Annotated in this window: 21 protein-coding genes and 3 tRNA genes; 10 read left to right on the top strand and 14 right to left on the bottom strand. The window is 65.2% G+C overall.

The window, feature by feature from the left end; genetic code table 11:
- The first annotated feature begins 8 nt into the window (after nucleotides 1-8).
- The 6 genes from ADIAG_RS08760 to asd all read left to right on the top strand — a co-directional run bounded on the left by ADIAG_RS08760 (nucleotide 9) and on the right by asd (nucleotide 4,073).
- The gene (locus ADIAG_RS08760; protein ID WP_007270987.1) at nucleotides 9-767 is read left to right on the top strand and encodes a DUF1648 domain-containing protein; all 759 of its coding nucleotides are present in this window, start codon (nucleotides 9-11) and stop codon (nucleotides 765-767) included.
- Nucleotides 768-795: 28 nt separating this feature from the next.
- Nucleotides 796-1,611: a thymidylate synthase gene (locus tag ADIAG_RS08755; protein ID WP_007270986.1), complete on the top strand. Its 816-nt coding sequence runs from the start codon at nucleotides 796-798 to the stop codon at nucleotides 1,609-1,611.
- Nucleotides 1,608-2,180 (top strand): dihydrofolate reductase, encoded by a 573-nt coding sequence (locus ADIAG_RS08750; RefSeq protein ID WP_007270985.1) that lies wholly within the window; start codon nucleotides 1,608-1,610, stop codon nucleotides 2,178-2,180. The genes ADIAG_RS08755 and ADIAG_RS08750 overlap by 4 nt, the downstream gene beginning before the upstream one ends.
- Nucleotides 2,177-2,422 carry an NF038396 family protein gene (locus tag ADIAG_RS08745; protein ID WP_007270984.1) on the top strand — a complete coding sequence of 82 codons (246 nt, stop codon included), beginning with the start codon at nucleotides 2,177-2,179 and terminating at the stop codon, nucleotides 2,420-2,422. The genes ADIAG_RS08750 and ADIAG_RS08745 overlap by 4 nt, the downstream gene beginning before the upstream one ends.
- Nucleotides 2,419-2,889, top strand: a complete 471-nt coding sequence (locus tag ADIAG_RS20140) for a hypothetical protein (protein WP_007270983.1) — start codon at nucleotides 2,419-2,421, stop codon at nucleotides 2,887-2,889. The genes ADIAG_RS08745 and ADIAG_RS20140 overlap by 4 nt, the downstream gene beginning before the upstream one ends.
- A 65-nt stretch (nucleotides 2,890-2,954) precedes the next feature.
- The gene (gene asd / locus ADIAG_RS08735; RefSeq protein ID WP_083874039.1) at nucleotides 2,955-4,073 is read left to right on the top strand and encodes an aspartate-semialdehyde dehydrogenase; all 1,119 of its coding nucleotides are present in this window, start codon (nucleotides 2,955-2,957) and stop codon (nucleotides 4,071-4,073) included.
- Nucleotides 4,074-4,212: 139 nt separating this feature from the next.
- On the opposite strand, the gene ADIAG_RS08730 is transcribed toward asd, so the two are convergent.
- The 8 genes from ADIAG_RS08730 to ADIAG_RS08695 all read right to left on the bottom strand — a co-directional run bounded on the left by ADIAG_RS08730 (nucleotide 4,213) and on the right by ADIAG_RS08695 (nucleotide 11,100).
- Complete coding sequence (locus ADIAG_RS08730; protein WP_007270981.1) at nucleotides 4,213-5,391, bottom strand: winged helix DNA-binding domain-containing protein; 1,179 nt, start codon at nucleotides 5,389-5,391, stop codon at nucleotides 4,213-4,215.
- 18 nt (nucleotides 5,392-5,409) lie between these two features.
- Nucleotides 5,410-6,486 (bottom strand): UDP-N-acetylmuramate dehydrogenase, encoded by a 1,077-nt coding sequence (locus ADIAG_RS08725; protein WP_007270980.1) that lies wholly within the window; start codon nucleotides 6,484-6,486, stop codon nucleotides 5,410-5,412.
- 13 nt (nucleotides 6,487-6,499) lie between these two features.
- Nucleotides 6,500-7,693, bottom strand: coding sequence for an MFS transporter (locus tag ADIAG_RS08720; protein ID WP_007270979.1), 1,194 nt, complete (start codon nucleotides 7,691-7,693; stop codon nucleotides 6,500-6,502).
- 53 nt (nucleotides 7,694-7,746) lie between these two features.
- Nucleotides 7,747-8,187, bottom strand: coding sequence for a MaoC family dehydratase (locus ADIAG_RS08715; RefSeq protein WP_007270978.1), 441 nt, complete (start codon nucleotides 8,185-8,187; stop codon nucleotides 7,747-7,749).
- Nucleotides 8,187-8,636, bottom strand: a complete 450-nt coding sequence (locus ADIAG_RS08710) for an FAS1-like dehydratase domain-containing protein (protein WP_007270977.1) — start codon at nucleotides 8,634-8,636, stop codon at nucleotides 8,187-8,189. The genes ADIAG_RS08715 and ADIAG_RS08710 overlap by 1 nt, the downstream gene beginning before the upstream one ends.
- Nucleotides 8,637-8,715: 79 nt before the next feature.
- On the bottom strand, nucleotides 8,716-9,000 hold the full coding sequence (locus tag ADIAG_RS08705) for a hypothetical protein (protein WP_007270976.1): 285 nt from the start codon (nucleotides 8,998-9,000) through the stop codon (nucleotides 8,716-8,718).
- Between the two features lie 32 nt (nucleotides 9,001-9,032).
- A complete protein-coding gene (locus ADIAG_RS08700; RefSeq protein ID WP_051059882.1) occupies nucleotides 9,033-9,968 on the bottom strand; it encodes a hypothetical protein in 936 nt (311 codons plus the stop codon).
- 1 nt (nucleotide 9,969) lies between these two features.
- On the bottom strand, nucleotides 9,970-11,100 hold the full coding sequence (locus ADIAG_RS08695; RefSeq protein WP_152426100.1) for an ATPase: 1,131 nt from the start codon (nucleotides 11,098-11,100) through the stop codon (nucleotides 9,970-9,972).
- Here ADIAG_RS08695 and ADIAG_RS08690 point away from each other — a divergent pair.
- Together ADIAG_RS08690 and ADIAG_RS08680 are read left to right on the top strand one after the other, a co-directional pair.
- Complete coding sequence (locus ADIAG_RS08690) at nucleotides 11,081-11,476, top strand: hypothetical protein (RefSeq protein ID WP_152426099.1); 396 nt, start codon at nucleotides 11,081-11,083, stop codon at nucleotides 11,474-11,476. The two genes, ADIAG_RS08695 and ADIAG_RS08690, sit on opposite strands and share 20 nt — an antisense overlap.
- An 816-nt stretch (nucleotides 11,477-12,292) precedes the next feature.
- A complete protein-coding gene (locus ADIAG_RS08680; protein WP_043474289.1) occupies nucleotides 12,293-12,901 on the top strand; it encodes a DedA family protein in 609 nt (202 codons plus the stop codon).
- Nucleotides 12,902-12,972: 71 nt separating this feature from the next.
- On the opposite strand, the gene ADIAG_RS08675 is transcribed toward ADIAG_RS08680, so the two are convergent.
- The 5 genes from ADIAG_RS08675 to ADIAG_RS08650 all read right to left on the bottom strand — a co-directional run bounded on the left by ADIAG_RS08675 (nucleotide 12,973) and on the right by ADIAG_RS08650 (nucleotide 17,569).
- Nucleotides 12,973-13,044, bottom strand: a tRNA-Thr gene (locus ADIAG_RS08675).
- A 737-nt stretch (nucleotides 13,045-13,781) separates the two neighbouring features.
- A tRNA-Met gene (locus ADIAG_RS08665) sits at nucleotides 13,782-13,855 on the bottom strand.
- Between the two features lie 71 nt (nucleotides 13,856-13,926).
- Nucleotides 13,927-13,998 (bottom strand) — tRNA-Thr (locus ADIAG_RS08660).
- A gap of 623 nt (nucleotides 13,999-14,621) precedes the next feature.
- Nucleotides 14,622-16,586, bottom strand: coding sequence for a DEAD/DEAH box helicase (locus tag ADIAG_RS08655; RefSeq protein WP_007270972.1), 1,965 nt, complete (start codon nucleotides 16,584-16,586; stop codon nucleotides 14,622-14,624).
- A 296-nt stretch (nucleotides 16,587-16,882) separates the two neighbouring features.
- Nucleotides 16,883-17,569 (bottom strand): MOSC domain-containing protein, encoded by a 687-nt coding sequence (locus tag ADIAG_RS08650; RefSeq protein ID WP_007270971.1) that lies wholly within the window; start codon nucleotides 17,567-17,569, stop codon nucleotides 16,883-16,885.
- A gap of 144 nt (nucleotides 17,570-17,713) precedes the next feature.
- On the opposite strand from ADIAG_RS08650, the gene ADIAG_RS08645 reads away from it, so the two are divergent.
- Nucleotides 17,714-18,151 (top strand): hypothetical protein, encoded by a 438-nt coding sequence (locus ADIAG_RS08645; protein ID WP_007270970.1) that lies wholly within the window; start codon nucleotides 17,714-17,716, stop codon nucleotides 18,149-18,151.
- 62 nt (nucleotides 18,152-18,213) lie between these two features.
- Nucleotides 18,214-19,401 carry an amidohydrolase gene (locus ADIAG_RS08640; protein ID WP_007270969.1) on the top strand — a complete coding sequence of 396 codons (1,188 nt, stop codon included), beginning with the start codon at nucleotides 18,214-18,216 and terminating at the stop codon, nucleotides 19,399-19,401.
- A 102-nt stretch (nucleotides 19,402-19,503) separates the two neighbouring features.
- On the opposite strand, the gene ADIAG_RS08635 is transcribed toward ADIAG_RS08640, so the two are convergent.
- Nucleotides 19,504-20,661, bottom strand: coding sequence for a cystathionine gamma-synthase (locus ADIAG_RS08635; protein ID WP_007270968.1), 1,158 nt, complete (start codon nucleotides 20,659-20,661; stop codon nucleotides 19,504-19,506).
- Nucleotides 20,662-20,673 lie beyond the last annotated feature (12 nt).

Below are 20,673 nucleotides of genomic sequence, written 5' to 3'. Positions count from 1 at the left end.
CTCAGCTCATGACGATGTACGATCCCACGGCCGACACCCTCCCGCCCTTGCGAGGCCGGCATTGGCCTTGGCTTTTCTTTACCGCGGCACTGATGCTGCTCGGGGCCTGCGCGCTGCTGGGAGCGCGCGCTTACGCGGGCCTACCCGATTCCGTGCCGACTCATTGGGGTGCCGATGGGCTGCCCGACGAATTCTCCGCCAAGAGCATCGGCACGGTGTTCATGCCGCTGTTTATCGGTGCCGCGGTCGTGGTGTTTCTGGCATTTCTGGCGGTGGTGCTCGGGGCGATGCTGCCATCGGACCCGGAGGCCAGCGCGTGGAAGAGTATCGGGCGCATCGCCATGATCCGTTCCACCGCCATGCTCATGGGGTTGATCGGACTCGGTATCGTCACTGTGGTCAGCGACGGATTCCTCGCCGGGATCCACGGTGGTATCTCCATGCCGATGTGGCCCTTGGCCATCGGATCCGCGCTGCTACTGCCGCTGGCCCTGCTGCTGTACTGGCTCGGTGCCCGCTGGGGACGGGCCCGGGCCGCCGAACTGGGTCTGGCACCCAGCGACGACGAGGCACGCGAAGATGCACTGTGGATCTCGGGGATCCTCTACAACGATCCGGCAGACCCGGCCATCTTGGTACCGCAGCGCTCCGGGATGGGATCCGGCAGCACCATCAATGTGGGACACCGCACGGGAAAATTAATCGCCATCGGTTTTGTGGTGATCATGAGCGCATTTGTATTGTCCATGGCGTTGATCCCCTCCTGATCGCTCGGGCCGCGGTTAGACTGATGCGGTGACGATTCAACCGACGGTTCAAACCCCGTATGAAGACCTGCTGCGTGACGTCCTGGCCCATGGCACCGCCAAGGGCGATAGGACCGGCACCGGAACCTCAAGTGTGTTTGGCCGACAAATGCGCTTTGACCTCTCCGAATCCTTCCCGCTGATCACCACCAAGCGGGTGCACTTCAAGTCCGTGGCCGTGGAACTGCTCTGGTTCCTGCGCGGGGATTCAAACACCTCCTACCTGCGTGAGAACGGGGTGAAGATCTGGGATCAGTGGGCCGATGAAAACGGCGAACTGGGACCGGTCTACGGGGTACAGTGGCGCTCCTGGCCCACCGCGGACGGATCCCACATCGACCAGATCACCCAGGTCATGGATTCGCTGCGCAGCAACCCGGATTCACGCCGGCACATCGTCTCGGCCTGGAACGTCGCCGAGGTCCAGAACATGGCGCTGCCGCCCTGCCACGCGTTCTTCCAGTTCTATGTGGCCGACGGCATACTCTCCTGCCAGCTCTACCAGCGCAGCGCCGACATGTTCCTGGGCGTCCCATTCAACATCGCATCGTACTCGCTGCTGACTTGCATGATGGCCGACCAGCTCGGCCTGCAACCCGGCGAGTTCATCTGGACCGGCGGGGACACCCACATCTACGACAACCACATCGAACAGGTCACCGAGCAGCTGACCCGGGAACCCTACCCGTACCCACGCCTGCGCATCACCCGCACCCCCGATTCGATCTTCGACTACACCCTCGAGGACTTCGTGATCGAGGATTACCAACACCACCCGACGATTAAGGCCCCCATCGCCGTATGAGCAACCAAGACAACAGCGCCGGACACCGCGCCGAAACCACCGCCCTCGAACGCATCGGCATGATCTGGGCCGAAGCAGCCGACGGCATCATCGGCGCAGACGGCGCCATGCCCTGGTCCCTGCCCGAGGACCTGGCCCACTTCAAGGCCACCACCGCCGGACACCCGGTGATCATGGGACGTAAAACCTGGGAGTCGTTCCCGGACAGGTTCCGCCCGCTGCCCGGGCGTACCAACATCGTGATCACCCGAGATGAAACCCGCCACGCCGCGCTGCGCGGCGCAGGAGCGGTGCCGGTGGCCAGCACCGAGGCCGCACTGAAGGCAGCCCGCGCGGCCGAGGGCGCCCAGGAAATCTGGGTCATCGGCGGCGGCGAAATCTACACCGCGTTCTCACCGTTGGCCCACCTGGCCGTCAAGACCATCATCAACGTCTCCCCCCAGGGCGACACCACCGCCCCGGTACTGGGTGCGTCCTGGAGCAAGATGCTCTCGGAACCGGATTCCGGCTGGCTCACCGCTGCCAACGGCACGCAGTACCGCGTCGAGGCATGGGAGCAGAAGGCATGAAGGACGCCATCAACGCGCTGAAAACCAGCCCCGAGGGACTCTTTGTGCTCGGCTATATGCTCTTCCCGCTGTTCGCGCTGATCTTCGCCGGGCTGGGCCTGTTCATGGTCCTGACCGGGTCCAAGATCATGGGCCTGGTGCTGCTGCTGGTCTTCACTCAAATCTTCGCCTTCGGCTCGCTCAAGCTGGTGGGCATACGCAAGGCACTGCTGGCCGAAGAGGGTGAAAACCCGGTCAAATGAGCCAGCGCCCGCCGGAGCCACCCCAAGCCAAAAAGTCGATGTTCAGGTACTACGACCCTGCACGTGATGAACGCGACAGGGTCGTTATGCTGGCCCACGAAGAGCTTCGGGCCGCGGGCGAAAAACCTCACCTGCTGCGCACCGTTGACGGTGAGCTGTTCAGCTACAGGCGCGAGGAGATCGGCTTCGTGACCGGAGGTTCGGGGGCAAAGATCAGCACCGGCCCCGGCATGCTTATTGCCGGGACACTGTGCTGGATTGGTGCCCTGGCGCTGGCCAGCTTCATGTTTGGTGTGCAGGACGCCACCACCGGTGAGCGAGTCGGGCTGTGCTTTCTTGCGGCGTTCGGTGCCGCCCTCGCCTGGTACTTCATGCACCTGGGCTTAGCCGAGCACCGTGCCCGCAAGCTGCGCAAGGCCCGGAAGCTGCCCAAGCCGTTGTTGGGCGCGAATCTGAACCTGCCGTAGCCCGGCATTGGGCAGGCACGTAACCCAATGTCCGGCCCGCGCCGTTGACCCCTTAAGCTGGAGATATGACTTCTTCTGTTGGTTTTGTCGGTTACCGCGGCATGGTCGGCTCCGTCCTGATGCAACGCATGCAGGACGAAGGCGACTTCGCGAATCTCGACCCCGTGTTCTTTTCCACTTCCAACGCTGGCGGCGCTGCCCCGGCCTTTGCCTCCGGCGCGCCCGCCCTGCAGGACGCCTACGACATTGATACCTTGGCCAAGCTGCCGATTATCGTCACCGCCCAGGGCGGGGATTACACCACCGCAGTTCACTCGAAACTGCGCTCACGCGGCTGGGACGGCCTGTGGATCGACGCGGCCTCCACCCTGCGGATGAACGACGACTCGGTGATCGTGCTTGACCCGGTCAACCGCAACGTCATCGATGCCTCGCTCGCCTCGGGCACCAAGGACTTTGTGGGCGGTAACTGCACCGTCTCCTGCATGCTCATGGGCCTGGGCGGACTGTTCAAAAACGGCCTGGTCGAATGGGGCACCGCGATGACCTACCAGGCTGCTTCAGGCGGCGGAGCGCGGCACATGCGCGAGCTGCTGACCCAGTTCGGGGACATCAACAGCCACGTCTCCTCCGAGCTGAACGACCCGGCCTCCGCGATCCTGCAGATCGATCAGAAGGTCCTGGCCGCCCAGCGCGGCGGACTGGATGCCACCCAGTTTGGTGTGCCGCTGGCCGGCTCACTGATCCCGTGGATCGACGCGGATCTGGGCAACGGGCAGTCCAAGGAAGAGTGGAAGGCCGGGGTGGAAACTAACAAGATCCTGGGCAACACCGAGCAGAACAAGGTCATCGTCGACGGGCTCTGTGTCCGCATCGGCGCCATGCGCTCGCACTCCCAGGCGCTGACCCTCAAGCTCACCGAGGACCTGTCGGTCTCCGAGATCGAATCGCTGCTGGCCACGGACAATGAGTGGGCCAAGGTGATTCCGAATACCAAGGAAGCCACGGTCGACGCGCTGACCCCGGTTGCGGCCTCCGGCACGCTGGATATCCCGGTGGGACGCATCCGCAAGCTGGAAATGGGCCCGAAGTACATCTCCGCCTTCACCGTGGGCGACCAGCTGCTCTGGGGCGCCGCCGAGCCGCTGCGCCGCATGCTGGCCATCGCACAGGGCCGTCTCTAACCCAGCAGCCTCACGCAGGTGAGGCCGGTCGCCGGCCCCGTCACCCGATTGAGGTGGGCAGGGGCAGCGGCCGGCCTTTTTGCTGTCCTACTTTGGGGGCGTTATGGCCACCTGTTGCAGGCCTGTGCCGACCCGCTGCTCAGTGCTTTCCGAACTCCAGCTGAGACTGCAGCCGGGCGGTGATCTGCCGGGCGCGGACCGGTCCTAAACCGGGCTCAAAGGGCACAAATCCCCCGGGATGCGCCGCGCCGGTGGCAGATGTACTGCTGCCGGAGGTGCCCTTGCCGGTGCCCGTGCCAACGGGTCGCCAGGTGCCGATGGTTTGCCCGGAGGCGACCACGGTGCGCAAGAAAATCCCATTTTTACCCGGGGTGACCGCCTGGGCGTGCTCGACCGGCAAGGTCGCCGAGCGGTCCCGGTAGCCGAGCAAAAACTCGTCAAAGCCCGGCAGGGCCAGGACGCTGCGTGCCCCGGGCGGCTTCGCCCAACGCTCCGCGTGCGCCGGAGCATAGTGGTAGGTGACTCCGCCGAGCTCGGTGCTGCCCAGTCCCTGGCCCAGTTCACGCACCGCGGCGCGTACCGGGGTCAGCGGTACCCCCAGCCACCACGCGCAATCGGCGATCGTCGCTGGGCCGTGGGATTCAAAATAGCGTTGCACCAGCAGGACCAGGGCCGCGGCCGCATCGGTTGGCTGCCCGGCGTCCGGGATCCATTCGGCGGCATCCAGGAACAGTTGCCGGGTCGCGCTGCCCGGTTCCATGGGACCCTGAACGATCACCCCGCGCAGGCTGACGGCCACGATCAGGTGGTAGCCGCGCTGCCCCGCAAGACTGGAGCCGGAGGCGGCAAAGGATGCCAGCAGCTGCGCGCGGGTGGCACCGGCCCCGGCGCAGCGTTCACGCGCCACCTGGGCCAGCGTCCCGATTTCGTCCTCGGTAATGTTTTCCTGCGCCCGGGTGGTGGCCATGGTGGCATTCATCCGCGGTGCCGTCACCGATAGCAGGGTGCCGTGCAGCTGCGGGGATACAAGCATCAGGGTGCCGCGCGCACCCCAGCAGCGGATGATTGACCCGTTGGCCAGTGCCGCATGGATATCGCTGAGTCCCGAGCCTGGCAGGCGCACCCCCACGGCCCAGCATCCCTGGGATAGGTCTTGGGCCTGCATCATGCCCAGGGCCTCAAGAACGTGGCCGGGCGTGGTGGCCGGGGCATTGCTGGTGCCCGGCGGAATACCGGGCAGCAGTCCCTGGGCGGCCAGGCGCAGACGGGCGACGGTTCTGCGTTGCGCGGCTGTGAGCTGCAGTTCTTTGGGGGCCATGGTGTGTCCCACGATTCCTTACAGGGCGCAGCCGATCAAGAGCGGTTCGTTGTGCAGTTCGATGCCGAAGCGCGTTTGCACCCCGGCACGCACGGCCCGGGCAATGGCCAGGATGTCCGCACTGGTCGCGTCCCCGCGGTTGGTGATGGCCAGGGTGTGCTTGGTGGACAGCGAGGCCCGCCCGGCGGCCAGTGCCTCACCGTCGGTGCCTTCGAGCCCGTAGCCCTTGGCAAAGCCGGCCCGATCGATCAGCCAGGCCGCTGAGAGCTTGACCTTCCCCGGGGTGTCCACCGGGAAATTCGGTGTGCCTTCGGGCAGCGAGCCGAGCACCTCGGCAGGAACGATCGGGTTGGTGAAGAAGGAGCCGGTGGAGTAGGTATCGCGGTCCGCAGCGTCCAGCACCATGCCCTTGGAGGCGCGCAAACCCAGGACCGTGGTGCGCACCGCTGATGCATCGGCGCCCTGGCCGACCTCAACGTCCAGGGACTTGGCCAGTTCCTGGTAGCGGATCGGTGCCGAGATGTTGCTGCGTTGAAGGGCGAAGGACACCTCGAGGACCACGTATTGCGGGGAGCCGTTGGTGGTGCTGCGCTTGAGCAGCGAGTCGCGGTAGCCGAAGCCCAGCCCCGCGTTGCCGAAGTAGGTGGTGCGCCCGGTGGCACGCTCATACACCTTGGCCTCCAGGAACGTGTGGGCGACCTCGGAGCCGTACGCGCCAACGTTCTGCACCGGGGTGGCCCCGGCCGATCCGGGGATCCCGGAGAGCGCCTCGAGCCCGGAGAGCCCCGCGGCCAGGGTTTGGGCGACGGCATCGTCCCACGGGTGCCCGGCAGCGATGTCCACGCGGATGCGCCCGTCGGATAACTCCTTGCCGATCACCACCCCTCGGTTGGCGATCTGCAGCACCGTGCCGGCGTACCCGGCGTCGTCGATCAAAAGATTCGAGCCACCGGCAACGATCAGCAGGTCCTCCCCGGCCGCGTCGGCGGCGCTGAGCGCGGCGGTAATCCGCTCCTCGGTGTCCGCACGGATGAAGATGCCGGCGGGGCCGCCGACGCCGGTGGTGGTCAGGGGTGCGAGCAGCTGGGTGTTCACGGTGGTTTGCGCCTTAGTTCTTGGGGGTCGAGGGGGAGGGGGTCGTGCCAGGGTTCTTCTTGGCTTCTGCCGCGGCGGGGGCCAGGAAGAAGGAGATGGCCACGAGGATGCCCACGTAGCCCAGGGCGTGCAGCAGGCCAATCTTATCCGCCAACAGGCCCAGCAGCGGCGGCCCGCCCAAAAACGCGCCGTAGCCGATGGTGGAGACCACCGAGACGCGTGCCGCGGCCCGCATCGGGTCATCGGAGGCAGCGCTCATGGCCACCGGGAAGCACATGGCCACGCCCAGGCCCCACAACACCAGGGCCGCGAAGGCGGTGTGGATGGAGGGACCAAAGACGAAGAGCAGCAACCCGGCCAGGGTGGACGCCGCGGAGAGCCGAAGGACCAACACGCGCCCCAGCCGCTTCAGGATCTGCCCGCCGCCCAGCCTAGCCAGGGTCATGGCCGTGACAAAGACGCCGTAGCCCACGGCACCCACGGAGTTGATCGCGTCATAGCCGTCGGCCAGCGCCAGCGCCACCCAGTCCCCCGCCGCGCCCTCGGCCAGCGCCATGCCCAGCACCAGCGCCCCGAGCACCAGGGTGCGCGGTTCGCGCCAGCCATCGGCCAACAGCGAGCTATTGGAGTGCCCGCTGCCCTGGTTGGAGGGATCGGCCCGAAAGGCCCGGGTGCCGGTGACGATCAGGGCCAGCACCACGACCGAGAGGATCGCGAAGTGCCAGGAAATCGGTAGGTGCAGCGCCGCTCCCAGGGCGCCGGCCGCGGCACCCAGCACGGTGCCCACGGAAAAGAAGCCGTGCAGCACCGGCATGATCGGTACGCCCAGGGCCCGTTCCATGGCCGCCCCCTGGACGTTGGAGGACACGTTCCAGACCGCGTTCCCGACTCCGAAGAGCACCAATGCCACCCCGGTGGCGGCCAACGAGTTGAATCCGGCGGCGGCCACCCCCACCAGGGCCAGCGCGATCGCGGTCAGCGATGCGGCGAAGCGCAGGGTGCGTTTGGAGCCCAGGCGCATCACCACGGCCCCGGAGACCGAGACCGAGGCGAAGGAACCGGCGGTCATGCACAGCAGCAGCAGGCCGACCTCCCCGTGGCTGAGCCCCAGCGCGTCACGTACCGCCGGCAACCGGGAGACCAGGGTGGAAAGGCTCAGCCCGGAGGCCAGATACAGCGCCAGCACGCCGTTGCGCCAGGGCAGCACCTCGGGATTGGCCTGGCCCGCCTTGGCGCGCGCCGCGGGTTTGGCTGCTGGTTTCAGAGCTGCACCACGGCCTGGGCCTTGATGAGCACCTTGGTGCCTTCGACGCTGACGCTCAGATCCACGCGGGCGGTGCGGGCCTCGGCGTCCAGTGCGCCGATGGTGCCCACAATGTCGATCGCGGTTCCCGGCGCGTCGGAAGGATTGGTTCCATCCGGGTCGGCGACCGGGACGGGCTTGGTGAAACGACTCTGGTAGTCGATGATCGCGCCCGGATCCCCGGCCCAGTCGGTAACCAGCTGCACTGCCGCGCCCATGGTGAACATGCCGTGGGCGATGACCCCGGGCAGCCCGACCTCGGTGGCGAAGCGCTCATTGAAGTGGATGGGGTTGAAGTCCCCCGAGGCCCCGGCGTAGCGCACCAGGTCCCCGCGGTTCACGAAGACAGTGGTGGATCCGATCTGCGCACCCTTTTGAAGGGTATTGAAGTCGATCATTACGCTTCCTCTCCGCGTACCAGGATCGAGGAAACGGTGGTGGCAACCGCTTCGCCCGCCGTGGTGGTGATTTCTGCCCGGGTGGAAATCATCGCGCCGCCGCCCATGGTGCGCACGGTATCCACGTGCAGTTCGGCCACCAGTTCATCTCCGGCAACGATGGGACGGTGGTGGGTAAAGCGCTGGTCGGCGTGTACCACCCGGGAGAAGTCGATGCCGCTGGCCGGATCGTTGACCAGCAGCGCGTCGGCGCGTTGGGCCACGACGATGGCGAAGGTCGGCGGGGCCAACAGGTCACTGTGCCCGAGGTCCGCTGCGGCGTCCAGGTCGTAGTGGGCCCGGTGGGTGGCCTTCACTGCCGCGGCGAATTCGCGGATCTTCTCGCGGCCCACCACATAGGGCTCCTGGGCCGGGTAGCTCCGGCCTGCCAGTTCGGGGTTGATGCTCATCGGTATGCCGCTCCTGTGTCGTGGCTGATGCTAACTAAGTGTGTGCAGTGTGGGGATTGGCCCGCACGGGGTCGGCGGTTTAGGCCCTGTCCCCGGGAGTATTCTTGTTCCGCTTCGCCGGACGCGGCTTGATTAGTCCCTGGGAGACGCGCCAGGCCCTGGCGTCGCGGGCGCGCACCGTCATCCCGATCAGGTGGGCCACCAGCCCGACGCCGATGATGCCCAGTGCGGTGTACATCAGCGGGCGGTTGTGGGTGTTGGCCCCGATGAGGGCCAAGATGATTCCGGTGGCGGAAATCACGATCGACCCGATGGCCAGTTTCTTATACAGTCCGGACGAAGCTTCCCAGGGGGTATTGGTCATGATCCAATCCTAATTCAGCACGGCAAATCGGGTTAGAACAGGGCGCCTTGCACCGCTGGCGGTTCGGTCACATACGTGCCGAAGACCAGTTTGCGGCCCTTGAGCAGTGCCGCATTCGCCACGAAGGTCTCGGGCTGCCCGAGCAGGCCAACACCCAGCACCTGCCCGGAGATCGAATGCACCACGAATCCGTGCTGCCCGTGGCTCAGATACTCCGGATAGGGCTGCAGCAACTGCGTATCGAATCCGGCCAACAGCTCCCGGCCCTGTTCGGGCGCCTCCCAGGTTTCCTCCACCACCTGCGACCCGGCCAGGATCCCGGCGTCTAAACCGGAGACCAGGGTGCGGGCTTCGGCCGCGGCGGCGGCGTTGAGCGCCTCGAGCGCGGCGCTCCCTACCGGGTTTTCCAGCAAGCCACGGGCCTTGGATGCGGCACGCACCTGCTGGGTGAGCCCAAGTTCGCTGGTGGCTAGGTCCTCCAGGATGCGTACCACTGCCCCGTCGGGGCACCAAGCAACATAGCGGGCCGCGATGGCGCCCTGTTCGGCCAGGCGTCGCCATTTGCTGGGGCCGGCCGCGGTGCCGATCTTGGTGGTGCCGTGGGCGAAGGTGGCAACATAGAGCCAGTGCGGCTGACCCAGGTAGTCGCGTAGTCCCGCACCGGCGCGGCCGGAGCGGTGGAAGTCATGCATGGCCCTGGACTCATCAAGGCTCTGGCACCCGGTGCATTGGGTTCCGGCGCTCAGTTGTTCATCGCTGGGGCAGGGCACCAGCGTGCGATGGGTCCGGTCCTTGATGATTTGGTGGCCCAGGCACCAGCGCCCGGGCAACACCGTGAAGCCCAGCACGGTGCCGGGTTCCAGGGGCACGTCGTGGCCGTGCCCCTGGGCATCGTCGAGCACCAATGCCGGGGTCCCTGGCTCCGAGGGCCAGCCGATGCCGCGGCACAGCAGCCAGGGATCTTGCACCTTAGTCGTGCAGCGCCCCGGCCACCGCGGCCGTGGCGTGCAGCCAGGAACGACGCGTTGCCGGACGCAGCCCTTCGAAGCGGATCTGGCCCTTGACCAGTGCCGCATCGTAGGGGACGGTCACCACGGAGCGCGCCAGGCGGCGGAAGCCGTGGGCGATGCGGTCGAGCTGTTCGCTGTTTCCGTGGGGTTCGTGCTGCGAGACGATCACCACGGCATTTTTTGCTAGGTCTGCGTAGTGTCCCCCGCGTTTGGCCAGGGCCTCGAGCAGCAGGGCGCCGGCCTCGGCGTGTTCCTCCACCGTGGTGCTGGCGATGACCAGCTGGTCGGTGTGATCGATCATCCGCATCCAGCGCTCGGCGGATTCATCGTTGCCCGAGTCCACGATGGTCAGGGCAAAGAACTTGGAGACGATTTCATGGAGCTTGTCGTAGTCCGCAGCGTTGACGAACTGCTCGCTGGCCAGCAGCGTGGGGTCGGTGCGCAGCACGCTGTAGCAGTCCTCGGGCTGGTAGTGCGTGTAGTCGTGGATGACTGGATCCCCGACCTTGACGTCCTTGAGCCCCGGTGCGGCGGCCAGCAGGTCCATGGAATGTGCCCCGTGCGTGCCTTGGATGGTGCGCCAGCCGAGGGTTCCGCGGGTGCCGTTGTTGTCCCAGACCAGCACCGGGTCACCGGTGTTGCGACCGAAGACTGCCGAAAGCAGCACCGCGGTGGGAGTCTTGTTGGCCCCGCCCTTGCCGTTGACCACGGAAATCGTCTTGGACTCGGCCAATCGGGTCCCCACGGTGCGACGCCAATTGCGTTCTTCGACTTCTTCGACCGACGGCGCCATATTGAAGCCCAGGCGGGAGAGGAAACCGCGGAAGCCACGTTCGGCGCGGAAAGTTGTTTCGTCTTCCGGGCGAAGGAACGTGTCACGGGTTCCGGCGGCCGGGTTGAGCTCGCGGAAGGCCTGGCGGCGGCCCGCGGAAGTGGAGAGGTCCTCGGCGGTTGCCGGGGATGCTGCGCTCGGCGGCACTGGTGTTGCGCCAGTCGGTGTTGCCGACTCCGGTGCGGCTTTGGGCCCGGCTGGCTTCTGGGCGTTGGCAGGCTTCGGCGTGTCGGCCGGCGTGGCTGATGCCGGCTTCACTACAGCGGGCTTCGGAGCCGGTGTATTTCCCGCCGTCTTGGCTGGGGCTGGCTTCGCGGGCACGGGTTTCGGCGCCGCAGTGGCTGCCGCAGGCTTGGCTGGAGCTGGCTTCGGTGTCGGGGTGGCTGCCGCGGGCTTGACCGGCTCTGGTTTCGGGGCAGGAGTCGCGGCCACCGGCTTCGCTGGCGTTGGTTTCGAGGCTGCCACCGGCTTCGCGGCCGTGGCTTGCGCCGCGGGCTTCGCTGCTGCAGTGGGTGCGGACTGCGCTGTTGCTGAATTCTTGTCGGCAGTCTTTGGCGCCGGCACAACGGCGGGGCCTGCGGACTTTGATGCCGGAGCCGAGGGCTTGGCCGGATTCGACGCTGCGGGTGCTTGAGGCTTTGGCTGTGCAGGCTTTGTCGCCGTTGGCTTCGCTGCCGTTGAGGCAGTGGGAGCTGTCGGCGCGGTGGGAGCCGATTTCTTGGGCTCAGCCTTCGGAGTCGGCTTCGCGACTGTTGCAGCCGCTGCTGCGTCCTTCGTCACCGGGGCCGGTACCGCCGGCCTGGATGGGGTCTTGCTGTCTGCATCTTTTGTCTGGCGAGCGTCGGCTGCCGGCATGAATTTTGCTGGTCCGGCGGCCGCGACGGGTGGCTTAGGCAGCGGCTTTGCTGCTGTGGGAGCCGAAGTGGCGCTTGTGGGTGCGGGTTTCGCTGCAGGTGTGGAAACCTCGGGGCTGCGCCTGCCGGGACCGGCAGAGGTCCCGGTCGATCCCGCCTCAGGAACTGCGTCGAACTCGTCAGCTGCCTGAGGCGAACTATCGGTCCGATTGGCTTCTTCTCCGGCCTTCTCCTGGGCCTCCAGTTCGGCTTCGCGGGCGCGCCGCAGAGAAGCCCTGGTCGGGAACTCTTGGTTGAAGTCCGCCTTCGGCATGAGCTTCGTCCTTTCCTGAAGGTTCGTAGTCGTACTTTGCGAGTGGCTCTGCCTAGTCCCTCAATCTCGGCCCGGCACGTGTCCATGCAGCATTCACGCTTTGTCCATCCTATCGGCCATCCCTTGTGAACCTTCGGATTGAGTCGGAATCATCACATTTTTCTGCCAAGTAGGAAATGGGATGGCTCGTGGTTAGCCTTGGAAGAGGATAGCCGCGCCCGCAGCGATGGTTGAGGGGCGCCTGGAACGGACAGGATTTCGCTTGGACTTTTTCTCCACCGCCTTGGACGCGATAAGCGCTTTCATATTCGCTGCGGCAGGTAATCCCCTGTCGTATCTCATGATTTTTCTTTTCTGTGCCATTGACGGCTTCTTCCCTCCGGTGCCCAGCGAGTCCCTGGTTGTTGCCCTTGCTTCCTTGGTTCCAACCCACGGAAATCCCAACCCTTGGGTTCTGGGGCTGGTGGCGGGCCTGGGAGCCTTCGTTGGCGACAACGTGGCTTACATGATCGGACGGGGCATTGGAACAGACAGGTTCGCGTGGATGCGTAGGAAACGTCTGCAACATGCCTTCGCTTGGGCCGGCTATGAATTACGTCTTCGCCCGGTGTCGTTGATCTTGGTCGCTCGTTTCGTGCCCATTGGCCGCGTCGCGGTTAACCTGGTTGCAGGTGCCACAAAATTCCCGCAACGCAAATTCGTCATTCTCACCAGCTTTTCCAGCTTGGCGTGGGCAGCGTATTCGGTGATGATCGGGGTTTTGGCCGGGCGCTGGTTCGAGGAGCATCATTTGCTGGGGATGGTCGTAGCCGTGGCGGTGGCCATCGGACTGGGAATCCTGATTGACCGGATCGTATCGAAGGTCAGCGGCAATACGTCATTGCGCAAATAGCCAGACTCAGCAGCAAAACAAAGAACCGCGGTTACCTCCAGATTTCGGAGGCGACCGCGGTTCTTTTTCAGAGCCCCCCATCGGAATCGATCCGATGACCTCGTTCTTACCAAGAACGCGCTCTACCACTGAGCTAGGGGGGCAACGAGAAATTACTCTACACAACGATCGACCCGAAATGCACATCCAAACACACGGACATGACGAACAGCACATTCGGCCGTGTGTGGGGTCAAGTCTTCGGACCTGCTCCTGCGGGTGCGACTACCTTTGGACCGGATCGAAAGGCCGGACTTTGGGTAGTTCCACGCCATTCGGTAGCGCCGAGATGGGCACAATGACAATGAACATCATGTCCATGTTTTTACCGACCCATACGTACTGGCCCAGCCAGAAACCAAATATGGTGACCCTGACGCCCGGCAACAGGGCACCGACCAGGTTGTAAAGCGCGAATACGCGGTAATGTCAATGTCCCACGCCCGCGATGACCGCACTGTAGGTCCGCACGATCGGAACAGGCTGCGCCGACATCACGTCCCGTCGAAGCGTTCAAAAAAGACACATACCTATCCACATAGTCCTGACGGAAGAATCTGGAATCTGGCTTGTTGAATACGGCAGGAACACCCTCAAGCAGGTAGGTGTCGGCACGGTTCAGCTGACTGTCGAGGACCATGGTGTTGTCATTCCAGAGCCCGTGGCAACCGGCCACGCCAACCGTATGGCCAGCGCTTCGTGATTGGCGGCAAAGTCGACCATCGGAGACTCGGGCCACCCAGCATCCTGCCAGCGCTGCAAAACAGCCAGCACGGCGGCGGGCTTGCCCTGCAGAAACAAAAATCCCCGCCTCTCCAGAAGAGAGACGGGGAATATTCTGTAGCGGCTCCGGGACTCGATCCCGGGACCTCACGATTATGAGTCGTGCGCTCTAACCAGCTGAGCTAAGCCGCCACGAATGATAAGACCCGCGTCCGCGTCAGATTCCCTTGCGGGCCGACTCAGACGCGGGCCATTCCATTCAGAGCCCCCCATCGGAATCGATCCGATGACCTCGTTCTTACCAAGAACGCGCTCTACCACTGAGCTAGGGGGGCAACGAGTAAGAACTCTACCAGCAATTTTCGAGGCCGTGAAATCGGCATGGCACTTTGTGATCGACCACACAAATCTTTCCGAAAGGAGCATGTCAGGAGTCCTATTCGGCCCCGAAGCCGTGAGGCAAGTCACCGCTTCCTTGAAGATTTCGGTGATCCCTTATTGCCATTCGATGTCTCTTGGAAAGCCCCCGACACCCATGGACTCCAACCGCTGGTTATTTTCGCCCCCACATCATGATGCCTTGAGGCCCCAAGTTCGTGACATGCGCTGCTCGATTTACCGTGCCCGACGGTCCCTCTGCCAGGGGCAACCGTACTGCGCCTGGTTTCGGATCATGAGCCGGCTCGCCTGACACAGGGCCGATGCTCACCCGCTCGCCACCTGGGATCTTCCCTTGCGGCGAGCGGTCCACAGCAGCCAAGATGGGCAGCGGCCAGCTGGTCCTTTCAGCGGCGTCCGGCGTCGGCTCCACCCTTGTGGCTCCAACCGCACTGGCGGTTCGCCCGATGCCTGCTACGGCGCCTCGGCGCGTAGCGACGAAAAACAAGGCCCCCGGTGGCGGTGCCCGCTCCTCATTTGGAGCAGAACACCCTCACCGAGGGCCTTGATTCGTTAGTGCTTAGTAATCGCGACGGCGCGGGCCGCCGGTGGTGCGAGGCTTACGCGGGCCGCCGAAGCTGCGCTCTCCGCCGCCCTGGCCGCCGCGGTATCCGCCGCCGCCTTCGGAGGAACCTTCGCGACGGTCGTTGCCGCCGCGGTATCCGCCGCCGCCACCCTGGCCGCCACGGTAACCGCCGCCGCCACCGCCCTGGCCGCGGTATCCGCCGCCACCGCCCTGGCCGCCACGGTATCCACCGCGGTCGTCATCACGGTCGGACTTGGGGCTGCGCCCGTTGTCCAGTTCCAGGTGGATCAGTTCGCCGCCGATGCGGGTGCGTGAGAGGGAATTCTTCTGCTCCGAGGAGAGATCTGCGGGCAGTTCCACCAAGGTGTGGTCGGCACGGATGTCGATGCCGCCGATCTGTGCGGAAGTCAGGCCGCCTTCGTTGGCCAATGCGCCAACGATGGAGCCGGGCATGACGCGCTGGCGACGACCCACCGCAATGCGGTAGGTGGCGTTGCCTTCGGTCAGGGCGCGGGACGGGCCGCGGGAGCCGAAGCCGTCCTTGCCGCCCTTGGCCATGCGTGCCTGCTTGGCCGGCGGGGTAGGCATGTCCTGCATGAGCAGCGGGCGACCGCCCTGAGCCATGTGCGCCAGCGCTGCAGCGATCTCGACTTCGTCGATTTCTTCGTGCTCGGCGGAGAACTTCTCCACCAGTCCGCGGAAGACCGAGAGGTCCTGCGAGGAGATGGTCTCGCCGATCTTGTCAGCGAACTTGGCCAGACGCTTGTCGTTGACTGCGTCAACGCTTGGCAGGTGCATCAGCTCAACGGTCTGGCGAGTGGCCTTTTCGATGGCTCGCAGCAAGTACTTCTCACGCGGGGTCATGAACAGGATCGCGTCGCCGGTGCGCCCTGCACGGCCGGTACGGCCGATGCGGTGCACGTAGGACTCGGTGTCGTGCGGGATGTCGAAGTTGATCACGTGGGACACGCGCTCAACGTCAAGGCCACGGGCCGCGACATCGGTAGCGACCAAGATGTCGATCTTGCCATCGCGCAGGTTCTCGATGGTGCGCTCGCGCTGCTGCTGCGGGATGTCACCGTTGATTGCTGCGGCGGTGAAGCCACGAGCCTTCAGCTTGTCGGCGAGGTCCTCGGTGGCCATCTTGGTGCGAACGAAGGCGATGACGCCGTCGAACTTTTCCGATTCCAGGATGCGGGTCACGGCGTCGAGCTTGTGGGCTCCCATGACCTGCACGTAGCGCTGGCGAATGTTCGGCTCGGTGGTCGTATTGGACTTGACCGAGATTTCCTGCGGGTTGCGCAGGTACTGCTTGGAGATCCGGCGGATTGCCGAAGGCATGGTGGCCGAGAACAGCACCACCTGCTTCTCTTCCGGGGTGGCCTCAAGAATCTTGGCGACCTCTTCGGCGAAGCCCATGCGCAGCATTTCGTCGGCCTCATCCAAGACCACGTACTGCAGGTCCGAAAGGTCCAAGGAACCCTTGTTGATGTGGTCGATGACGCGGCCTGGGGTGCCGACGACAACCTGGGCGCCGCGGCGCAGGCCGGCAAGCTGCGGGCCGTACGGGGATCCGCCGTACACGGGAAGGACGGTGAAGTCGCCCATGTGCTTGGCATAGGAGGTGAAGGCCTCGGCGACCTGGAGCGCAAGCTCACGGGTCGGGGCAAGGACCAGAACCTGGGTCTTGCGGGCAGTGCCGTTCAGGTCGGCAAGCTCGGCCATCTTCGACAGGGCCGGAAGGGCGAACGCGGCGGTCTTGCCGGTACCGGTCTGGGCGACGCCAACGACGTCGCGGCCTTCGAGCAGCGCCGGGATGGTCGCGGCCTGAATTGGTGAGGGCTTTTCGTAGCCGAGATCGGAGACGGCGGCGAGGACGCGGCCGTCGAGGCCCAGATCGGTGAAGAGAATCGAATCTTCTTCGGTCTTGGAATCGGCGGTGGGCTGGTTTTCGGGCATGTCGGAAGACAAGGAGAATTACCTCATTCATAGGGGCGGAATAGACCCCGTATCAACGAGGTTCCGCAGCACAATCGGACGCATCACTTTGGTCCGGCGACTCCCCTATGAAAGGAACAACCCGCATCAGATGGCGGGCTCACACACGACGAGCTCCTGCCTCAAAAATTGGGCAGAATGCGAGGGAAGCCGGAAACAGTGAACACCTAATCTTATCGTCTGTTGCCCAGCTTTGGGGACACAAGGCCGGTGAGGTTGCGCACACGCAGCCCGCTCAGGGGTACGATGTCCGGCTTTCACCCCGTGGGGGCACTTCCAAGCGTGCGCAAGACCTTGGCCGGGAGCTCGATGCCGGTAGCCATCTGGTGGGCCAGCAGAGCCTGGGCCTGCTGCGGCGTGGGGCCGTGGAAAATATCGCGGATCCGCACCCCGTGCCCGGGCCGGGAAAGCACCGTGATGGTGTCCCCCGCAGCAATTTTCCCGGTGCGGATGACCTTCAGGAAGCAGCCGATGTCCGCGCGTTGGGTAAACCTCGCCACCCAGTTCTCCTCCTCCAGGTGCCGGGAGAAGGTGGAGCACGGGATCCGCGGGCAGGTGACCTCCACGATGACCGCGGCGCCGATGGCCCAGCGTTCGCCCACGATCGCATCGCTGGTCTGGATCCCGGCTACCCGCAGGTTCTCCCCGAAGAGCCCGGCGGGAACCTCGCGGCCCAGTTCCGCACCCCAGCGCTCGGCCTCGGCGGCGCTGTAGGCATAAACCGCCTGGTCGTAACCGCCATGATGCTCACGATCCACCTGGACATCGGCGTAGAGCCCAATCTTGCGGACCTTCACCTTCCCTGAGCTTGGTCGCTTGTCGATGGCGGTGATCCCCACGGCACCGGCATCGGGCTTCAACCCGTGCACGATACACACCGCTTCCAACACTCCGGTGCCCAGGGGCGTGGATTCGGCTTCGGTGGCAGCTGCAGGAAGACTCATGGCACACAGCCTATGCGAGGTGCCCCCGTTGCTCCGAGCCTGTACCTCGAGAAGGTGGGGGCGACACCAAAATCCGCGTCGGCCCCCGGCATCGGGTAATCTGCGGTGCATGGAGAAGAACCAACGCGCCCTCACGGCCACCACGTGAACATTGCCAAAGCCACCGTGCCGGCCTCGCTGCTGACCGCCCGCTGGTGGTGGGCCGCTGCTTCGGTCTCGTCGCTGGCGTTTGCCGCAGGATTCTTTCTCAATGCCGCTTCCCGTCCGGCCCAAGAGGCCCCGGGGTTCTGGGGAGCCGGCATCGCACTGGTGGGTCTGGGCCTGATCATCGGCTACTGCACCTTCCGGCTCTGGCTCGGCCAGCTGGCCGGTCGCACGTCCCTGTCCTGGTGCGGGATCATCGTGGGCATCCCGCTGCTGACCCGCGGGGTGCGGGTGGGGATCTTCGGGGCCTTGCTGCTGGTGGGCGTACTGCTGCTCTGGAGCCCGGGAACTGTTCGGTATTTCGCCCCGCAGGCCAAGGCCGCCCGGGCCAAGCGTCGGGCATCACGGATCGCCGAAAAGAGCCGCAACCAGCGCTGAGTATGCCTGTTTATTCGGATCCGCCCATGTCGGAGCGGCCGAAATCATGGAAGAGTGCAGCCATGAACACTTTTGCCATCACCAATGCACGCATCGTCCCGATCACTTCGCCACCGTTCACCGGAACCCTGTTGGCCACCGACGGGGTGATCACCGCGGTGGGCCCCGAGCTGACGATCCCCGAGGGCGTGGAAAGAATTGATGCGCACGGCGCCTGGCTGCTGCCCGGGCTCATCGACGCGCACGTCCACCTGGGCATGCACCCGGAGGGCGAGGACAGCTCGGGCACCGACGTGAACGAGATGACCGACCCGAATATGGCTGCGGTGCGGGCCATCGACGCCATCGACCCCTTCGATCCGGGCTTCGATGACGCGCTGGCCGGGGGCATCACCGCGGTGAATGTGAATCCGGGCTCCGGGAACCCGATCGGCGGGCAGACCGTGGCCATCCACACCCACGGGCGCTGGATCGATGAGATGGTGCTGCGGGCACCCAGTGGCATCAAGTCGGCCCTAGGTGAGAACCCTAAGCGCATATACGGGGGCAAGGGCAAGACCCCTTCCACTCGGCTGGGCACCGCGATGGTGATCCGCGAGGCGTTCATCGAGGCGCAGAACTATATGGCCGCCGCTGACCCGGCCAAGCGCGATGCGAAGCTCGAAGCCCTGGCGATGGTGCTGCGTCGTGAGATCCCGTGGCGCCAGCATGCGCACCGCACCGATGATGTGGCCACCGCGCTGCGTTTGGCCGAGGAATTCGGCTACGAGCTGGTCCTGGACCATGGCACCGAGGCCCATGTCCTGGCCGATGTGGTGGCGGCGCGCAACGTGCCGGTGCTCATCGGCCCGCTGTTCACCACCAAGTCGAAGGTGGAGCTGCGCGGACGCTCGCTGGCCAACCCGCGCCGACTGGCCGAAGCCGGGGTGGAAATCTCCATCATCACCGACCACCCGGTGATCCCCATCAACTTCCTGATCCACCAATGCACCCTGGCGGTGAAGGAGGGCCTGGATCCCGACACCGCGCTGCGCGCCGTGACCATCAACCCGGCGAAGGTGCTGGGCTTAGCGGAGAGGTTGGGGTCCCTGGAAGTCGGCAAGGACGCCGATGTGGTGCTGTGGAGCGGGGATCCGCTCAATGTGCTCTCCCGGGCCCTGCGCGTGTGGATCGGCGGGAAGACGGTGATGGAATACGATGCAGCGACCCGCACCCCGGTGGTGGCGGCGCGCAAGGTCGTGCCCGAATAGCAGCGACTGCCCAAACACCTACACGTGCCGCGGGGCCCGAGGGAAAGATTCCCTCGGGCCCCGCGGCTCTTGCTGCCTGTGTACTGTCAGGCCACTAGCTGCCTACAGCTTGGTGAAGGCCTGTTCCAGATCGGCGATCAGGTCCTTGGTGTCCTCGATGCCCACCGAGAGACGCAGCAGGTTCACCGGGACGGCCAGCTCGGTGCCCTTGACCGAGGCGTGAGTCATCTCCGAGGGGTAGTTCATCAGCGATTCGATGCCGCCCAGGGACTCGGCCAGGGTGAAGACGCGGGTGGCTTCGGCAATGGTGCGTGCCGCATTCTCGCCCCCGGTGAACTGCACCGAGACCATGCCGCCGAAGCCGCTCATCTGCTTCTTGGCCAGCTCGTGGCCCGGGTGCTCGGGCAGCCCCGGGTAGTGCACTGCCTCGACCTCGGGGCGCTGCTGAAGCCACAGTGCCACGGCCATCGCATTTTCCGAGTGGGTGCGCATGCGCACGCCCAGGGTCTTGAGCCCACGAGTGGTCAAAAACGCGTCCATCGGGCCGGAGACCGCACCGACGGCGAACTGGATGAAGCCGATGGCCTCGGCCAAAACCGGATTCTTGACCACGATGGCGCCGCCGACCACATCGGAGTGCCCGCCGATGTACTTGGTGGTGGAATGCACCACCACGTCGGCACCCAGGTCCAGAGGCTGCTGCAGGGCCGGGGAGGCGAAGGTGTTATCGACCACCAGCAGTGCGCCGGCGTCGTGGGCGATCTGGGCGACAGCGGCGATGTCGGTGATGCGCATCATCGGGTTCGAGGGCGTTTCCACCCAGACCAGCTTGGTTTTGTTGGCGCCGATGGCCTGCTGCAGGGCATCGTGGTCGGACATGTCCACCGGGGTATTGCCGATGCCCCAGCCACCGAGCACGCCGTTGATCAGCCGGTAGGTTCCGCCGTAGGCGTCGTTGCCCAGCACGATGTGGTCCCCGGGTTCGGCCAGGGCACGAATCAGCGAGTCTTCGGCGGCCAGGCCCGAGGAGAAGGAGAAGGCGTGGGTGCCGTTTTCCACCGCGGCCAGCTGCTCCTGCAATGCGTCGCGGGTGGGGTTGCCGCCGCGGCCGTACTCATAGCCGGCGCGCAGGTTACCGATGCCGTCCTGGGCGTAGGTCGAGGAGAAGTGCAAGGGTGGCACTACTGCCCCGGTGCGTGGTTCGAAGGCCTGTCCGGCATGGACGGCGCGAGTGTTGAATCCTGGGTTGTTGCTAGGCATGAGGGGGATCCC

Origin of the sequence: Paeniglutamicibacter gangotriensis Lz1y (genome assembly GCF_000348945.1) — a bacterium.
Classification (GTDB): domain Bacteria; phylum Actinomycetota; class Actinomycetes; order Actinomycetales; family Micrococcaceae; genus Paeniglutamicibacter; species Paeniglutamicibacter gangotriensis.
The sequence above is the reverse complement of the archived record's forward strand: the minus strand, read 5'-3'. Positions and strand labels throughout refer to the sequence as shown.

Coding starts and splice junctions, on each gene's coding strand:
- ADIAG_RS08745 (WP_007270984.1), top strand. CDS start 2,177: ATGAAGGACGCCATCAACGCGCTGAAAACCAGCCCCGAGGGACTCTTT.
- ADIAG_RS08760 (WP_007270987.1), top strand. CDS start 9: ATGACGATGTACGATCCCACGGCCGACACCCTCCCGCCCTTGCGAGGC.
- ADIAG_RS08710 (WP_007270977.1), bottom strand. CDS start 8,636: ATGAGCATCAACCCCGAACTGGCAGGCCGGAGCTACCCGGCCCAGGAG.
- ADIAG_RS08705 (WP_007270976.1), bottom strand. CDS start 9,000: ATGACCAATACCCCCTGGGAAGCTTCGTCCGGACTGTATAAGAAACTG.
- ADIAG_RS08640 (WP_007270969.1), top strand. CDS start 18,214: ATGAACACTTTTGCCATCACCAATGCACGCATCGTCCCGATCACTTCG.
- ADIAG_RS08655 (WP_007270972.1), bottom strand. CDS start 16,586: ATGCCCGAAAACCAGCCCACCGCCGATTCCAAGACCGAAGAAGATTCG.
- ADIAG_RS08635 (WP_007270968.1), bottom strand. CDS start 20,661: ATGCCTAGCAACAACCCAGGATTCAACACTCGCGCCGTCCATGCCGGA.
- asd (WP_083874039.1), top strand. CDS start 2,955: ATGACTTCTTCTGTTGGTTTTGTCGGTTACCGCGGCATGGTCGGCTCC.
- ADIAG_RS20140 (WP_007270983.1), top strand. CDS start 2,419: ATGAGCCAGCGCCCGCCGGAGCCACCCCAAGCCAAAAAGTCGATGTTC.
- ADIAG_RS08715 (WP_007270978.1), bottom strand. CDS start 8,187: ATGATCGACTTCAATACCCTTCAAAAGGGTGCGCAGATCGGATCCACC.
- ADIAG_RS08650 (WP_007270971.1), bottom strand. CDS start 17,569: ATGAGTCTTCCTGCAGCTGCCACCGAAGCCGAATCCACGCCCCTGGGC.
- ADIAG_RS08730 (WP_007270981.1), bottom strand. CDS start 5,391: ATGGCCCCCAAAGAACTGCAGCTCACAGCCGCGCAACGCAGAACCGTC.
- ADIAG_RS08750 (WP_007270985.1), top strand. CDS start 1,608: ATGAGCAACCAAGACAACAGCGCCGGACACCGCGCCGAAACCACCGCC.